The organism is Mesorhizobium sp. M7A.F.Ca.US.014.04.1.1 (assembly GCF_003998745.1).
Classification (GTDB): domain Bacteria; phylum Pseudomonadota; class Alphaproteobacteria; order Rhizobiales; family Rhizobiaceae; genus Mesorhizobium; species Mesorhizobium ciceri.
This window is the reverse complement of record NZ_RZRW01000085.1, coordinates 1-14652: the sequence shown is the minus strand read 5'-3', so window position 1 is coordinate 14652 and position 14652 is coordinate 1. Positions and strand designations below refer to the sequence as shown.

15 protein-coding genes and 1 pseudogene are annotated in these 14652 nt (G+C 63.3%); 12 read left to right on the top strand and 4 right to left on the bottom strand.

Features of this window, described 5'->3' with window-relative positions:
• From EOA22_RS08555 to EOA22_RS08525, 7 genes and pseudogenes are all read left to right on the top strand, one after another.
• Nucleotides 1–350 (top strand): annotated as a pseudogene (locus EOA22_RS08555) (glyoxalase); the annotation flags it as partial.
• Between the two features lie 140 nt (nt 351–490).
• Nucleotides 491–2785, top strand: a complete 2295-nt coding sequence (locus EOA22_RS08550) for a bifunctional salicylyl-CoA 5-hydroxylase/oxidoreductase (protein ID WP_063169948.1) — start codon at nt 491–493, stop codon at nt 2783–2785.
• Nucleotides 2782–3555 carry an SDR family NAD(P)-dependent oxidoreductase gene (locus EOA22_RS08545; RefSeq protein ID WP_063169947.1) on the top strand — a complete coding sequence of 258 codons (774 nt, stop codon included), beginning with the start codon at nt 2782–2784 and terminating at the stop codon, nt 3553–3555. Before EOA22_RS08550 ends, EOA22_RS08545 begins: the two co-directional genes overlap by 4 nt.
• Complete coding sequence (locus tag EOA22_RS08540) at nt 3549–4019, top strand: MarR family transcriptional regulator (protein ID WP_063169946.1); 471 nt, start codon at nt 3549–3551, stop codon at nt 4017–4019. The genes EOA22_RS08545 and EOA22_RS08540 overlap by 7 nt, the downstream gene beginning before the upstream one ends.
• Nucleotides 4016–4828, top strand: a complete 813-nt coding sequence (locus EOA22_RS08535) for an enoyl-CoA hydratase family protein (protein ID WP_063169945.1) — start codon at nt 4016–4018, stop codon at nt 4826–4828. The genes EOA22_RS08540 and EOA22_RS08535 overlap by 4 nt, the downstream gene beginning before the upstream one ends.
• A gap of 75 nt (nt 4829–4903) precedes the next feature.
• A complete protein-coding gene (locus tag EOA22_RS08530) occupies nt 4904–6052 on the top strand; it encodes an acyl-CoA dehydrogenase family protein (protein ID WP_063169944.1) in 1149 nt (382 codons plus the stop codon).
• A gap of 77 nt (nt 6053–6129) precedes the next feature.
• Complete coding sequence (locus EOA22_RS08525; protein ID WP_063169943.1) at nt 6130–6525, top strand: RidA family protein; 396 nt, start codon at nt 6130–6132, stop codon at nt 6523–6525.
• A 24-nt stretch (nt 6526–6549) separates the two neighbouring features.
• Here EOA22_RS08525 and EOA22_RS08520 read toward each other — a convergent pair whose 3' ends face one another.
• Nucleotides 6550–7641, bottom strand: a complete 1092-nt coding sequence (locus EOA22_RS08520; RefSeq protein WP_127389922.1) for an LLM class flavin-dependent oxidoreductase — start codon at nt 7639–7641, stop codon at nt 6550–6552.
• Between the two features lie 111 nt (nt 7642–7752).
• Here EOA22_RS08520 and EOA22_RS38075 point away from each other — a divergent pair, with 111 nt between their 5' ends.
• The 5 genes from EOA22_RS38075 to EOA22_RS08500 all read left to right on the top strand — a co-directional run bounded on the left by EOA22_RS38075 (nt 7753) and on the right by EOA22_RS08500 (nt 11688).
• Nucleotides 7753–8073 (top strand): hypothetical protein, encoded by a 321-nt coding sequence (locus EOA22_RS38075; protein WP_127307831.1) that lies wholly within the window; start codon nt 7753–7755, stop codon nt 8071–8073.
• A 73-nt stretch (nt 8074–8146) separates the two neighbouring features.
• Nucleotides 8147–8944, top strand: a complete 798-nt coding sequence (locus tag EOA22_RS08515) for an ABC transporter substrate-binding protein (RefSeq protein WP_024503391.1) — start codon at nt 8147–8149, stop codon at nt 8942–8944.
• Between the two features lie 149 nt (nt 8945–9093).
• On the top strand, nt 9094–9768 hold the full coding sequence (locus EOA22_RS08510; protein ID WP_013527987.1) for an amino acid ABC transporter permease: 675 nt from the start codon (nt 9094–9096) through the stop codon (nt 9766–9768).
• A 49-nt stretch (nt 9769–9817) separates the two neighbouring features.
• Nucleotides 9818–11119: a cysteine desulfurase-like protein gene (locus EOA22_RS08505; protein ID WP_063169940.1), complete on the top strand. Its 1302-nt coding sequence runs from the start codon at nt 9818–9820 to the stop codon at nt 11117–11119.
• Between the two features lie 128 nt (nt 11120–11247).
• Nucleotides 11248–11688 carry a hypothetical protein gene (locus EOA22_RS08500; protein ID WP_063169939.1) on the top strand — a complete coding sequence of 147 codons (441 nt, stop codon included), beginning with the start codon at nt 11248–11250 and terminating at the stop codon, nt 11686–11688.
• A 523-nt stretch (nt 11689–12211) separates the two neighbouring features.
• On the opposite strand, the gene EOA22_RS08495 is transcribed toward EOA22_RS08500, so the two are convergent.
• The 3 genes from EOA22_RS08495 to EOA22_RS08485 all read right to left on the bottom strand — a co-directional run.
• The gene (locus EOA22_RS08495; RefSeq protein WP_063169937.1) at nt 12212–13042 is read right to left on the bottom strand and encodes a dipeptide ABC transporter ATP-binding protein; all 831 of its coding nucleotides are present in this window, start codon (nt 13040–13042) and stop codon (nt 12212–12214) included.
• A complete protein-coding gene (locus tag EOA22_RS08490) occupies nt 13042–13896 on the bottom strand; it encodes an ABC transporter ATP-binding protein (protein ID WP_024503389.1) in 855 nt (284 codons plus the stop codon). Before EOA22_RS08490 ends, EOA22_RS08495 begins: the two co-directional genes overlap by 1 nt.
• Nucleotides 13897–13898: 2 nt before the next feature.
• The coding region (locus EOA22_RS08485) for an ABC transporter permease subunit (RefSeq protein WP_127389921.1) at nt 13899–14652 on the bottom strand (754 nt) is incomplete at its 5' end.

The window sequence follows — 14652 nt, the reverse complement described above, 5'->3', positions numbered from 1 at the left end:
TCGAAGAGGTCACCATGGTGCGTTGTGGCTACGGCTCGAACATCGAGCTGTTCAAATACACAGCACCGGACCAGAAGGACCTGACGCCAAAGAACAGCGACATCGGCGGCTTCCACATCGCCTTCTATGTCGACGACGTCGCCGCTGCCAAAGCCTATCTCGACGGCAAGGGCGTCAAGACACGCTTGGGACCATTGCCGGTCAAGGAAGGACCCGCCGCCGGCCAGACCATCCTCTATTTCCAGGCGCCCTGGGGGCTGCAACTGGAAGCGATCAGCTATCCCGACGGGATGGCCTATGAGAAGGGCGCCGAGACGGTGTTGTGGAGCCCGAAGAGCCCGGAAAAGTGATCGGCAGCGCGCTTGCGCGATGACACGCAGGCGCGCTTTCGCCATGTCAGGACGATCGTTCTGATATGAAACTTTAAGCTTGAAATATCTTATCGCCGGCGCGATACTGAACTCCAGCAAGCGAAGAGGAGATCGCACAGATGAAGGTTGCGGTTCTCGGCGGCGGACCAGCCGGCCTCTACTTTGCCATTTCGATGAAACTGAGGGACGCCGCCCACGATGTGACGGTGTTCGAGCGCAACCGCGCCGACGACACGTTCGGCTGGGGCGTCGTGCTGTCGGCCGAAACGCTCGACAATCTGTCGAAAAACGATCCGGTCAGCGCCGTCTGGATCAAGAAGCACTTTGCCTACTGGGACGACATCGCCGTCATTCATGACGGCGTGCGCACGGTCTCGTCAGGGCACGGTTTCTGCGGCATCGGCCGCAAGCGGCTGCTGGTCCTGCTGCAGCGCCGGGCGCGTGAACTCGGCGTCAAGCTGATGTTCGAGACCGACATCGCCGATCCCAAGCCTTACATGGAGACGCACGATCTGGTCGTCGCTGCCGACGGCCTGAACTCCAGGGCGCGCAACAGTTTCGTCGACATCTTCAAGCCCGACATCGACACCCGCAAATGCAAGTTCGTCTGGCTCGGCACCAACCAGAAATTCGACGACGCCTTCACCTTCATCTTCGAGAAAACCGAGCATGGCTGGGTGTGGGCCCACGCCTACCAGTTCGACAGCGACACCGCGACCTTCATCGTCGAGTGCAGCGAGCAGACCTGGGCTGCCTTCGGCTTCGGTGCGATGTCGCAGCAGGAATCGATCGCCGTTTGTGAGCGGATCTTCGAAAAACATCTCGGCGGCCACGCCTTGATGACGAATGCCAACCATATCCGCGGTTCGGCCTGGATCAATTTCCCGCGCGTGCTGTGCGAGCGCTGGTCTTACAAGAATCTCGCGCTGATGGGCGATGCAGCGGCATCGGCGCATTTCTCGATCGGCTCCGGCACCAAGCTGGCACTGGAAAGTGCTGTGGCGCTGGCCGAATATGTCGAAACTGAGCCGGACCTGGATGCCGCCTTCCGCAGATATGAGGATGCCCGCCGCACCGAGGTGCTCAAGCTGCAATCGGCGGCGCGCAATTCGCTGGAATGGTTCGAGGAGGTCGAGCGCTATCTCGGCCTCGATCCGGTGCAGTTCAACTATTCGCTTTTGACCCGCTCGCAGCGTATCAGCCACGAGAATCTGCGACTGCGCGATGCCGAATGGCTTGAAAGCGCGGAAGAATGGTTCCAGCGCCAGGCGGGCGCCGGCGGCAACAGCCTGCGCCGCGCGCCGATGTTCGCGCCGTTCAAGCTGCGCGACATGAGGCTGCAGAACCGCGTCGTCGTTTCGCCGATGGCGCAGTACAAGGCTGTCGACGGCTGCCCGACCGACTGGCATTTCACGCATTATGCCGAGCGGGCCAAGGGTGGCGCCGGTCTCATCTATATCGAGATGACCTGCGTCAGCCCGGAAGGGCGCATCACGCCCGGCTGTCCCGGCTTCTACGCGCCCGAGCATGAGGTGGCGTGGAAGCGGCTGGTCGATTTCGTCCACACCGAGACCGAGGCCAAGATCTGCGCCCAGATCGGCCATTCCGGCGCCAAGGGCTCGACCCGGCTCGGCTGGGAGGGCACTGACGTGCCGTTGGTCTCAGGCAACTGGCCGGTGATGGCGGCTTCGGCCGTTGCGTGGTCGCCGCAGAATCAGGTTCCGAAGGCGATGAACCGCGCCGACATGGACCGCGTGCGCGACGAATTCGTCGCTTCGGCCGAGATGGCCGATCGCTGCGGCTTCGACATGCTCGAAATCCACGCCGCGCATGGCTATCTCTTGTCGTCCTTCATCACGCCGGTCACCAACCGGCGCACGGATGAATATGGCGGTTCGCTGGACAATCGCATGCGCTATCCCCTCGAAATCTTCCGCGCGGTGCGCGCCGCCTGGCCGGCGGAGAAGCCGATCTCGATGCGCATTTCCGCCAATGACTGGGTCGGCATCGAGGGCGTGACGCCGGCCGACGCGGTCGAGATCGCGCGGCTGCTGCATGAGGCCGGCGTCGACATCTGCGATGTCTCGGCAGGCCAGACCTCGGCACTGGCCAAGCCTGTCTATGGCCGCATGTTCCAGACGCCGTTTTCCGACCGCATCCGCAACGAGGTCGGCATGGCGACGATGGCGGTCGGCAACATCTACGAGCCGGACCATGTCAATTCGATCCTGATGGCCGGCCGCGCCGACCTGGTGGCGCTGGCGCGGCCGCATCTCGCCGATCCCTACTGGACGCTGCATGCCGCCGTCACGCTCGGCGACCGCGGTGTCAAATGGCCTGATCCCTATCTGCCCGGACGCGACCAGCTCTACCGTCTGGCCGAGCGCGACGCCGCAGCGGGGCTGAAAGTATGACGGCCGCCGCGACGATACCCGGCAAGCATGCGCTGGTCACTGGCGGCGGCTCCGGCGTCGGGCGGGCCATCGCGCTGGCGCTGGCTGCTGCCGGCATCGGCGTCACCATCTGCGGCCGCCGGGAAGCAGAGCTCGCCAAGGTGGCCGGCGAAAACGACCGCATCTCTGGCATCGCCGCCGATGTCACCGACGAGGCGGCAATGGCGGCGCTCTACGAGAGGGCGCAAGCCGCGCGCGGCCCGTTCGACATCGTCGTCGCTAATGCCGGCATGGCCGGCAGCGCGCCGGCGCACAAAACCGCGCTCAGCGACTGGCAGCGGACGCTCGACGTCAATCTGACCGGCGCCTTCCTGACGGTGAAGCCCGCGCTGGCCGGCATGGCCGCGCGGAAGACGGGACGAATTGTTTTCATCGCCTCGACCGCCGGCCTGAAAGGCTACGCCTACGTCGCGTCTTACGTCGCCGCCAAGCATGGCGTCATCGGCCTGATGCGGGCGCTTGCCGCCGAAACAGTGAAATCCGGCGTCACCGTCAACGCGGTGTGCCCAGGCTTTGTGGAAACCGAAATGCTGGAAGAGTCCATCCGGCGCATCATCGAAAAGACCGGCCGCTCGGCCGAACAAGCGCGATCGAGCCTTGCCTCGACCAACCCGCAAGGCCGCTTCATCCAGCCGGATGAAATTGCCGCCGCCGTGCTGTGGCTGTGCGGCGACGCCGCCCAATCGATCACCGGACAGGCGATTTCCATCTCAGGAGGCGAAACATGGTAGCCGGCCCCCTGCCCGCGCCGTCGAGACCCGGCAAGGACCGCTTGCGTCTGTGGATCAGGCTGCTGCGCGCCTCGCGCACGATCGAGGCCGAGCTGCGCGAGCGGCTGAAGAAGGACTTCAACACCACGCTGCCGCGCTTCGACGTGATGGCAGCGCTTTATCGCGCGCCGGAAGGCATGCTGATGAGCGACCTGTCGCGTTTCCTGCTGGTCTCTAACGGCAATGTCACGGGCATCGTCGACCGGCTGGTTTCGGAAGGACTTGTCGCCCGCGCGCGGCGCAATGGCGACCGCCGCACCTCGATGGTGCGGCTGACCGAGGAAGGCACGCAGGCCTTTGCCGCGATCGCCGCGGCGCATGAAGGCTGGATCGGCGAATTGCTGGGCAAGGTCAGTGAGGACGACGCGCGCCGGCTGACCGGCATGCTGACCTCGTTCCGCAGCAACTGGGAGGGACGCGAATGACCGCAATGGCCGGGCGCAAGCCGAAGCATTTCCTCTGGGAGGTCGAGGGCAGGATCGCCAAGGTCCGGCTCGATCGGCCGGAGCGCAAGAACCCGCTGACCTTCGACAGCTATGCGGAACTCCGCGACACGTTCCGCGACCTCGTCTATGCCGACGATGTCGACGCCGTGGTGTTCCTTTCCAATGGCGGCAATTTCTGCTCCGGCGGCGATGTCCACGACATTATCGGCCCGCTGGTCAAAATGGACATGAAGGAGCTCCTGGTCTTCACCCGCATGACCGGCGATTTCGTCAAGGCGATGCTGAATTGCGGCAGGCCGATCATTGCGGCGGTCGACGGCGTCGCGGTCGGCGCCGGCGCCATCATTGCGATGAGCTCCGACATCCGCATCGCCACGCCGGAAGCCAAGACCGCATTCCTGTTCACCCGCGTCGGCCTCGCCGGCTGCGACATGGGCGCCTGCGCGATCCTGCCGCGCATCATCGGCCAGGGCCGCGCCGCCGAACTGCTCTACACCGGCCGCACCATGACGGCTGATGAAGGCGAACGCTGGGGTTTCTACAACCGGCTGGTCGATGCCGCCGCGCTTGAAGCCGACGCGCTCGACATGGCGGCGCGCATCGTCTCCGGCCCGACCTTCGCGCACGGCATCACCAAGACCCAGCTCAACCAGGAATGGTCGATGGGCCTCGACCAGGCGATCGAGGCGGAAGCGCAGGCGCAAGCGATCTGCATGCAGACCCGCGACTTCGAACGCGCCTACAAGGCGTTCGTGGCCAAGGAAAAGCCGGTGTTCGAGGGGGATTGAGGATGATGCTTTGCGTGGAGACGTTGGCGGGAGGGGGGCGCCGTAGTGCGCAAGGCCTCAATAGCGGGGCCACCAATGCCTGACCGTTCCTTCCTCTCCTGGCCGTTCTTCGAAGACCGCCATCGCGAACTAGCCGAGCACCTCGAGACATGGTGCACGACCAACCTCCCAGTCGATCACCATGATGTCGACGCCGCCTGCCGCGAGCTGGTCAGCAAGCTCGGCCGAGACGGCTGGCTGAAGCCAACGGCGCTCGACACCGACAACCCGGGTCCCCTCGACGTCCGCACTTTGTGCATCACGCGCGAGACGCTCGCCCGCCATGACGGGTTGGCCGATTTCGCCTTCGCCATGCAGGGGCTGGGCACCGGCGCGCTCAGCCTGTTCGGCACGGTGGAGCAGCGGCAATGGCTTTCGAAGACGCGCGCCGGCAAGGCGATATCAGCCTTCGCCCTGTCGGAGCCGCGCTCGGGATCAGATGTCGCCAACACGGAAATGACGGCGACCCGCGACGGCGACAGCTACGTTCTTACAGGCGAAAAAACCTGGATCTCCAATGGCGGCATCGCCGACCTCTATGTCGTCTTTGCCCGCACCGGCGAGGCGCCGGGCGCCAAGGGACTTTCCGCTTTCCTCGTGCCTGGCGACGCCAAGGGCCTTGGCATCGCCGAACGGCTCGAAGTGATCGCGCCGCATCCGCTGGCGCGGCTGTCTTTCGAGCGGGTCCGCCTGCCGGCCACCGCACTGATCGGCAAGCCAGGCGACGGCTTCCGCATCGCCATGTCGGTGCTCGATGTGTTCCGCTCGACCGTCGGTGCGGCGGCACTCGGCTTTGCCCGCCGTGCACTGGATGAAAGCATCAAACGCGTGGCCGAGCGCAAACTATTCGGCGCGCCGATGGCCGAATTGCAAATGGTGCAGGGGCACATCGCCGACATGGCGCTCGATGTCGATGCGGCGGCGCTGCTGGTCTACCGCGCCGCCTGGACCAAGGACATGGGTGCGCCCCGCGTCACCCGCGAGGCGGCGATGGCCAAGCTGTTTGCCACCGACAGGGCGCAAGAGGTGATCGACAAGGCCGTGCAGCTGCACGGCGGCGACGGCGTCCGCAAAGGCCACATCGTCGAAAGCCTGTATCGCGAGATCCGCGCGCTGCGCATCTATGAGGGTGCCTCCGACGTGCAGAAAGTGGTGATTGCGCGGCAAGTGATGGGCGCGGCCTGAAGCAGGTCGCGCCCACGGACCAGACTGTTTTGACAATGGATATTGCGAACCGAGTTTTGACGAATCGGGAGACTGAAATGCACCAGATTCTGCAGCCGGAAGGCTGGGCCAAACCTGTCGGCTACGCCAACGGCGTCGCGGCGCGCGGTCGGCTCGTCTTCGTTGGCGGACAGGTCGGCTGGAACGGCCAATGCCAGTTCGAAACCGACGACTTCGTCGGCCAGGTGCGGCAAACGCTTCAGAACATCGTCGCGGTGCTGGCGGAAGCCGGCGCGGGGCCGCAGCACATCACCTCGATGACCTGGTACTTCACCGACAAGGCCGAATACCTTGCCAATCTCAGGGGTATCGGCGAGGCCTATCGCGAGGTCATCGGCCGGCATTTTCCGGCGATGGCCGCCATGCAGGTGGTGGCGCTGGTCGAGGATCGCGCCAAGATCGAAATCCAGGCCACCGCCGTCATTCCGGAATAAATTATTGGCTGCCTCAGGAATAAATTATTCGCGAAGCCCCGCCTGCCTCAAGATCGGCAGCACGTGATCGCAGAAATAGGGCAGTTCTTGCGTGTAGTTGACGAAGGACAGCGCGATGCCCTGATAGCCGTGCCCGGCAATTGCGACCATGTCGGCGGCGATCGTTTCCGGCGTTCCGATCAGCGGGTAGGTGCCGGCGCCGCCGGCGAAACGCTGCCGGTAGCGGTCATAGGCGTGCGGGTCGTGCGATTGCGAGAATTCCTTCTTGCCGGCCATGTGGGCATCGACGGCGTCATGGTCGGCCATATCGACGGCGTAGCGCGTGTAGTAGGCCTGCGCCTCTTCCATCGTCGGGCGGCAGACGACATGCGCCACGGTGTAGACGCCGACATCGCGGCCTGCCTTATCGGCCCGCTCGCTGATGTCGGCGACATGCTTGCCGGCATCGCTCATTTCCGAAAATGTCGTGAACAGATAATCGCACCGGGCGGCAGCGAAATCGAGGCCCGGCCCGCCGAAGGCGGCGTTCATGGTCACGGGGCGCGGAACCTGCAGACTGGCCGGCCGGCTGACAGCCTCCTTGAGGCGGTAATAAGTGCCTTCGTAATCGAGCGGCTCGGCCGACGCATAAAGCTTTTCCAGGATTTCGATCCATTCGGCCGCCTGATCGTAGCCCTTCTCGACCAAAGGCGTGCCGAACATGCCGAATTCCTTCGGGTTCCAGCCGCAGACGATGTTCAAGCCCGCGCGTCCCTGGCTGATATGGTCGACCGTCGCCAGCGCCTTGGCGGCATAGAGCGGATGCACCAGCGGCACATGCACGGTCATGAACAGGCCGATCTGCTCGGTGGCCATGGCGAGTGCCGCCGCCCAGGTGAAGGTCTCGAACGACCATTCGCGCACCTTGTTGCGGCCGCCGAAGCCGCGCCAACGCGCGATCGGCAGCATGAACTCCAGCCCGGCGCGGTCGGCGATCTGGGCTGCGGTCACATTGTCCTGCCAGCTCGCCGCCCAGCGCTCCGGCACATCGGTGATGGCAAGCCCGCCATCGGCATTGGTCGAAAAGACGCCAAGCTTCAGTCTGTTCGAGCCGTGCAAAGGGTGTGGTTTGTTCACGTCGCGACCTCCCGGCGAAGATCGCACGCTAGGCCCGCGCGGAAATATTTCAAGCCTGAAATAGCTTGGCGTCACCATCGCTCGCGGGTATCGGTTCCAGCGGGCCGCACCGTGTCCACCACGCAACGGACATCGCAGCTTTTTAAGCTTAAAACTTTCGCCTTGAAAAGCGCCGCACTTTGGATAAGCATTCCGGAGTCGATGGCGATTGCCGTGCCGGACGGGCTTGCCGGCCAGTCCATCGAGCAGACCAGTCCATCGTGCCGGCCAGTCCATCGTGGGTGCTCCGGGTGGGAGTCTCAGTTCTTGTCGTTCATACTGCCCCAGTCATCATCCAACACGCGCCATGCCTTCGATGACGTGCGCGCGGATTCGCGGTCTGCAACACACAACATCGCCAACCGTGACCGCATGGTCGCTGCCATGAATTGACGCCCTGCGTGAAGCGGGGCGGCAAAAAACCGTGCGGGAGCAACCCGCCCGATCAACAACAGAGGGAACAAAAATGAGCTTCACGCGTCGCAAATTGCTTCTTCTCGCCGCCGCCATCGGCATCGCCGCCGGCCCCGCCACCGCTTATGCCGCGGATGTGCTCAATGTCGGCGCCTACCCGACCAACCCGCCCTTCGAATTCAAGAACGAGAGCGGCACTTTCGAAGGCTTCGAGGTCGACATCGTCAACGAAGCCGCCAAGCGCATCGGCATGACCACCGACATCGCCGATCTCGGCTTCCAGGCGCTGTTTGCCGCCACCACCTCGAAGCGCATCGACGTCGCCATCTCGTCGATCACCATCACGGCGGAGCGGCTGAAGTCACAGTCGTTCACGCAGCCCTATTATGATTCCGATATGGGCATCGCCACCAAGGCCGACAGCCCGATCAAGGCCGAGGCCGACCTCAAGGGCAAGATCATCGGCGTGCTGTCCGGTTCGACCGGCGAAACCTGGGTCAAGGCGCATCAGGAAGCCGACGGCTTCAGCGACGTGAAGGGCTACGACACGCAGCAGAACCTGCTGCTCGACCTCAGCGCCGGCCGCGTCGATGCGGCAGTCAGCGACATTCCGGGCATGGAATATTCCTTCACCAAGATGAAGGACCTGGTGGTCAAGGAGCGCATCAAGACCGGTGAGCAATACGGCCTGATGATGACCAAGGACCACCCGCTGCTCGGCAAGCTGAACGATGCGCTGAGCGCGATGAAGAAGGACGGCACGCTGGCCGCGATCCACAAGAAGTGGTTCGGCAGCGACGCGCCCGCCGACTCTTCGACCATGAAGGAAATGCCGCTGCCGAAGGCCTGAGCTGAAGGCTGCGGTAACATCGTGCCGGCTTTCCAGGCCGGCACGATTCTTTCACGCCTGGCCGCCGGCTTCTGCCGCAGATCTCCTGCCCTCGGCGGCCCATGAGTTTAACGTGAGCATTCTTTGCTCTGGGGTTCGGGAACGCTCCCATGTCGCTGATCGACACCTTCTTCAACCCCGACGTCATTATGTCCAGCCTGCCGGCGCTGCTGCGCGGCTTCCTGAACACGCTGCTGCTCGGCATTTTGAGCATCGGCATCGGCATCCCCATCGGCCTGGGGATCAGCCTGGTGCGGCTCTATGCGCCGAAGCCGTTGCGCTGGCTCGCGGTCGGCTACACCGACATCTTCCGCGCCCTGCCGGTGCTGGTCGTGCTGATCCTGATCTACTATGCGCTGCCCTTCCTCGGCATACGCCTGTCGTCCTGGGCATCGGCGGTGACAGCCTTCGCCTTCATCATGTCGGCCTACTCGGCCGAGGTGTTCCGCTCCGGCATCGAGAGCATTCCGCGTGGCCAGTTCGAGGCGTCGCAGGCGCTTGGCCTGCCGTTCCTCCTGACCTTGCGCAAGGTGGTGCTGCCGCAAGCGATCCGCGTCGTCATCCCGCCGATGACCAGCAACTGCGTCTCGATGTTCAAGGACACCTCGCTCGCCTCCACCGTGGCGCTGCCGGAACTCTTGAAGGAAGCGACCAACGCGCAGTCGCTCTACGCCAACCCATCGCCGCTGATCGGCGCCGCCCTTGTCTATCTCATCTTCCTCTGGCCGATGGTCCGCCTCGTCAGCCTGCTTGAAGAGCGCTTCAAGACCGAAAAGAAGCGCTGACCTCGCCAACCGATCCCACCCCGTCCAAGCCCTCCGCAGGAGCCTACCCGTGAATAAGCATCAAACCGACAATGCGAATGCCACCGCGTTCCCCGTCGACACCATCCGCGCCATGTTTCCAGCCTTGCAGCGGGCCGGCGATTTCATCTTTTTGGACAACGCCGCCGGCGCGCAGATCCCGCAGAGCGTGCTCGACGCGGTGACCAATCATCTGGTTTCGCACAATGTGCAGCGTGGCGGCCGCTATGGCCGCAGCGTCACCGTCGACCAATCGGTCGCCGATGCGCGGACAAGCGTCGCTCTGCTCATCAACGCCTACAGCCCGGCGGAAATCTGCTTCGGCATGAATGCCACCTCGTTCATCCGCCTGGTCAGCCTCGGCATCGGCCAGATGCTGCAAGAGCGCGACGAGATCGTCGTCACCGACATGGATCATGACGCCAACATCGCGACTTGGCTGGCGCTGGAATCGGCCGGTGCGAAATTCAAATGGTGGCGGATGCGTGAGGACGGCAATCTGCATGTCGACGATCTGCGTCCGCTGGTCTCGGACCGCACCCGCCTGGTCGCCTGCACGGTCACGGCGCACTCGATCGGCTCGATCGTCGATGTCGCTGCGGTGGCTGGGATCGCGCATGCGGCCGGCGCCGAAGTGTTCCTCGACTGCGTGCATTACGGGCCGCATGGACTGATCGACGTGCAGGCCTGGGATTGCGACTATCTCGTCTGCTCCGGCTACAAGAATTTCTCGCCGCATATGGGCTTCCTGTGGGGCCGTTTCGAAACGCTGAAGCGGCTGCCGACCTTTCGCGAGGACTTCATCCCCGACGAGCCGCCCTACAAGGTCGAGGCCGGCACCTTCATCTACGAGAACGTTTCCGGCATGGATGCGGCGGTGCAGTATCTGGAACTGATCGGCCGCAATCTGGCGCCGTCCAACAACCGCTCCCGACGCGAAAACATCGTTGCCGGCATGGGCGCCATCCGCGACTACGAGCTGGTGCTGGCGCGCGAGATGCTGGCCGTGCTGAAGGATTGCGGGGCAACCATCTACGGCGTTGCCGACGAGGCGCGCATCCATGAGCGCGTGCCGACCTTCTGCTTCAACATCGGCAAACTATCGCCGCAGCGGGTCGTCGAGGAAATGGCCGAGATGCAGATCGGCATCCGCGACGGCCACATGTACGCGCCACGGCTGATGAAGCGTCTCAACCTCTCGATGGACAGCGGCGCCATCCGCGCCTCGTTGGTCCACTACAACACGGTCGAGGAAGTCCGGCGCTTCGGCGAAGCTCTGCGTGCGATTGTCGCGAAGTTGTCCCGAGCTGCGGCCTTCGGGCCGGTCGAGTAGTAGGCTGCGGCTACATTGGGGGTCGTAATCCTGGGGTCTGCGCGACGCTTCGCCCTAGGCCCTGTACTGATAAATGAAAAAGGACTGCGATAGGTGGAAAACTGCCCTCCCAGCATGCAAGATGGCTGATGGCCAATTTATCGTTCCAGCACTTGAACACCGATTGGAATGCCGAGCCCAATGCTCCTGACATAGAGCTGGTAGTCGAAGGCAACAGCGTCCGCCTTTCCTTTCGTCTTAACCCGTGGGCCTACAGTGCCGAGCCTGGAGAAATTGCGACGCTACGATTCCTCGGCTGCAGTCGTTTTCGTTGGGACGCGACGAACGATCATGCATGGTTTGCAGGAAAAGGGCTTTACGGCGGTCAGGCTCCGAAATGGGGCGAGTTCTACGAGGTTATGGGCGACACTCGGGTCGTCGAGGATGACGATTGGGATGTCTTGTCGGCGGATTTGCCGACCTCCCGTCAATTCCTGTTCTACTTCCGTGACGACACAATTGAGATCGTGGCTCAAGATTGGTTGCTGACACGGGAAACACCACTGGCCGCTGAGGACCCCTCCGGCTGAGACTTTCATACTGCGGCGGAATCTGATTCAGACTCCGCAATAATATGAAGGTCCCGGTCGAAAAACGACTCCATTGCGGATCTACACCCAAGGATATATGCTGTCGCAGCGCGCCTAGGCATCCCGCTTCACCATCGCGCATGTTCCATGAAAGTAAAGAATAGATTCGACTCGCTCATGCACGCGGTCTGTGCTGGTCATGGGTATTGCGGAGGAATGCACGGCGACAAATTCATGCATGTCACCGATTTTATCCCTCAATCCGGTGATGTCACAGCGGACCAATTCGTGGAATGGGTCTTTCTAGCTGAAATTGAGAACAAGAGTGAGCGAATGTCCCCCAGATGGGATCGGCATCGCCAAAGGATACGAAGCTATTTTGTTGAGTACATGGGATCAGACGTCATCGATGCCAGCCAATTAAAATGGGGTGTAGAGGGCTAAGCCAGCCCCTTTGCCCTGCTTCCCAATCATCGCGGTCATACTGCATTTATGAGTTCACGACCTAGGATGACGAAAAGCCTCAGGCGGCCTTCTTCTTCGCCAGCCTCGCTTTGATCGACGCGACGTCGGCGCGCGGCGTCGCGGCGAACAGCGTCCTGGTGTAGCTGTGCTTGGGGTCGGCGAAGACCTCGTCGCGCGAGCCGTATTCCACCGCTTCGCCGAAATACATCACCATCACATCGTCGGCGATGTAGCGTACCACGGACAGATCGTGGCTGATGAAGACGTAGGTCAGCTGGAACTCGTCCTGCAGGTCGGCGAGCAGGTTGAGCACCTGCGCCTGCACCGACAGATCGAGCGCCGAGACCGGCTCGTCCAGCACCAGCAGGCTCGGATTGAGCATCAGCGCGCGGGCAATGGCGATGCGCTGGCGCTGGCCGCCGGAGAACATATGCGGATAGCGATTGTAATGTTCGTGACCGAGCCCGACCTTCTTCAGCATCTTCATCGCCAGGTCGCGCCGCTCGGCCGCCGGCTTGTCGGTGTTGATCAAAAGCGGCTCGCCCAGCACGTCGCCGATCTTCTGGCGCGGATTGAGCGATCCGTAGGGGTTCTGGAAGACGATCTGCACCTTGCGGCGCATCTCCTTGGTCAATCCGCCCTTGGCGATGTCGACCTTGTTGCCGTCGATGAACAATTCGCCCGATGTCGCCGGATCGATCAGCGTGATGATGCGGGCAAGCGTTGACTTGCCGCAGCCGCTTTCGCCGACAATGGCCAGCGTCTTGCCCTTGTCGACCTTGAACGAGACGCCCTTGACCGCGTGCACGGTGCGCGGCCCGGTGAACAGGCCGCCGCCGATGTGGTAGTCGCGGACGATGTTCTTGCCTTCGAGAACCGTGGTGCTCATCAGGTGGCTCCCGCAGCAGAAGGCGCCGGCTCGAACATCATGTCGGAAACGGTCGGCAGCCGGTCGCCGACGGCGTTTTCCGGCAAGGCCGACAACAGCGCCCGCGTGTAATTGCTCTTTGGCGATTCAAACAGCGACAGCACGTCGGCCTCTTCCATCTTGCGGCCCTTGTACTGGACGATGACGCGGTCAGCGGTCTCGGCCACCACGCCCATATTGTGGGTGATCATGATCAGGCCCATGCCGTATTTGGCCTGCAGCGAAACCAGCAGATCGAGGATCTGCTTCTGGATGGTGACGTCGAGCGCCGTGGTCGGCTCGTCGGCGATCAGCAGTTTCGGATTGCAGGCAATGGCGATGGCGATCATGACGCGCTGGCACTGGCCGCCGGACATCTGGTGCGGGAAGGAACTCAGCCGCTCTTCAGGGTCGGCGATGCCGACCAGCTTCATCAGTTCGATGGCACGCGCCCGGCGCTGGGCGCGGTCCATGCCCATGTGGAAGCGCAGCACCTCCTCGATCTGGAACCCGACGGTGAAGCACGGGTTGAGGCTGGCGATCGGCTCCTGGAAGATCATCGAGATGTCCTTGCCGACGATCTTGCGGCGTTCGGACGGGCTGAGCTTCAGCAGATCGACGCCGTCGAAGGCCATGCGGTCGGCCTTGACGGTTGCCGTGTTGGGCAACAGCCCCATCACCGCCAGCATCGACACCGACTTGCCGGAGCCGGACTCGCCGACGATCGCCAGCACTTCGCGCGGCTCGATCGACAGGTCGATACCTTGCACGGCCATGAACGGTCCGGCCGCGGTGTCGAAGGAAACGGTGAGGTTCTTGATCTCGAGCAGAGGCATGCTCAGGACCTCTTCAGCTTGGGGTCGAGCGCGTCGCGCAGACCGTCGCCGATCAGGTTGATGGCAAAGACGGTGATCAGGATGGCGAGGCCAGGGAAGGTCACCACCCACCAGGCGCGCAGGATGAACTCGCGCGCTTCGGCCAGCATGGTGCCCCATTCCGGCGTCGGCGGCTGCGCGCCCATGCCGAGGAAGCCAAGGGCCGCCGCCTCGAGGATGGCGTTGGAGAAGGACAGCGTCGCCTGCACGATCAACGGCGCGATGCAGTTTGGCAGGATGGTGACCAGCATCAGCCTGAGATGGCTGGCGCCGGCGACCTTGGCCGAGACGACATATTCGCGGGTCTTTTCGGCCATCACGGCGGCGCGGGTGAGCCGGGCGAAATGCGGCTGCAGCACGAAGGCGATGGCGATCATGGCGTTGACGAGGCCGGGGCCAAGCACCGCGACCAGCACCAGGGCCAAGAGCAGCGACGGGAAGGCCAGGATGATGTCCATGATGCGCATGATCAGCGTGTCGACCCAGCCGCGGCAGTAGCCGGCGAGCAGGCCGAGGATGACGCCTGAAATCAGCGCTGACGTGACAACGACGAAGCCGATGGCGAGCGAGAAGCGCGAGCCGTAGATCAGGCGCGACAGCATATCGCGGCCGACGGCGTCGGTGCCGAGCAGGAACTGCGCATTGCCGCCCTCCTGCCAGGCCGGCGGCGTCAGGAAGAAGTCGCGGAACTGATCGTCCGGCGAATGCGGCGCCAGC

Bases quoted from the DNA above. Each gene is read 5' to 3' on its own strand.
- EOA22_RS08550 (WP_063169948.1), top strand. From the start codon at position 491: ATGAAGGTTGCGGTTCTCGGCGGCGGACCAGCCGGCCTCTACTTTGCC.
- EOA22_RS08545 (WP_063169947.1), top strand. From the start codon at position 2,782: ATGACGGCCGCCGCGACGATACCCGGCAAGCATGCGCTGGTCACTGGC.
- EOA22_RS08540 (WP_063169946.1), top strand. From the start codon at position 3,549: ATGGTAGCCGGCCCCCTGCCCGCGCCGTCGAGACCCGGCAAGGACCGC.
- EOA22_RS08535 (WP_063169945.1), top strand. From the start codon at position 4,016: ATGACCGCAATGGCCGGGCGCAAGCCGAAGCATTTCCTCTGGGAGGTC.
- EOA22_RS08530 (WP_063169944.1), top strand. From the start codon at position 4,904: ATGCCTGACCGTTCCTTCCTCTCCTGGCCGTTCTTCGAAGACCGCCAT.
- EOA22_RS08525 (WP_063169943.1), top strand. From the start codon at position 6,130: ATGCACCAGATTCTGCAGCCGGAAGGCTGGGCCAAACCTGTCGGCTAC.
- EOA22_RS08515 (WP_024503391.1), top strand. From the start codon at position 8,147: ATGAGCTTCACGCGTCGCAAATTGCTTCTTCTCGCCGCCGCCATCGGC.
- EOA22_RS08510 (WP_013527987.1), top strand. From the start codon at position 9,094: ATGTCGCTGATCGACACCTTCTTCAACCCCGACGTCATTATGTCCAGC.
- EOA22_RS08500 (WP_063169939.1), top strand. From the start codon at position 11,248: ATGGCCAATTTATCGTTCCAGCACTTGAACACCGATTGGAATGCCGAG.
- EOA22_RS08495 (WP_063169937.1), bottom strand. From the start codon at position 13,042: ATGAGCACCACGGTTCTCGAAGGCAAGAACATCGTCCGCGACTACCAC.
- EOA22_RS08490 (WP_024503389.1), bottom strand. From the start codon at position 13,896: ATGCCTCTGCTCGAGATCAAGAACCTCACCGTTTCCTTCGACACCGCG.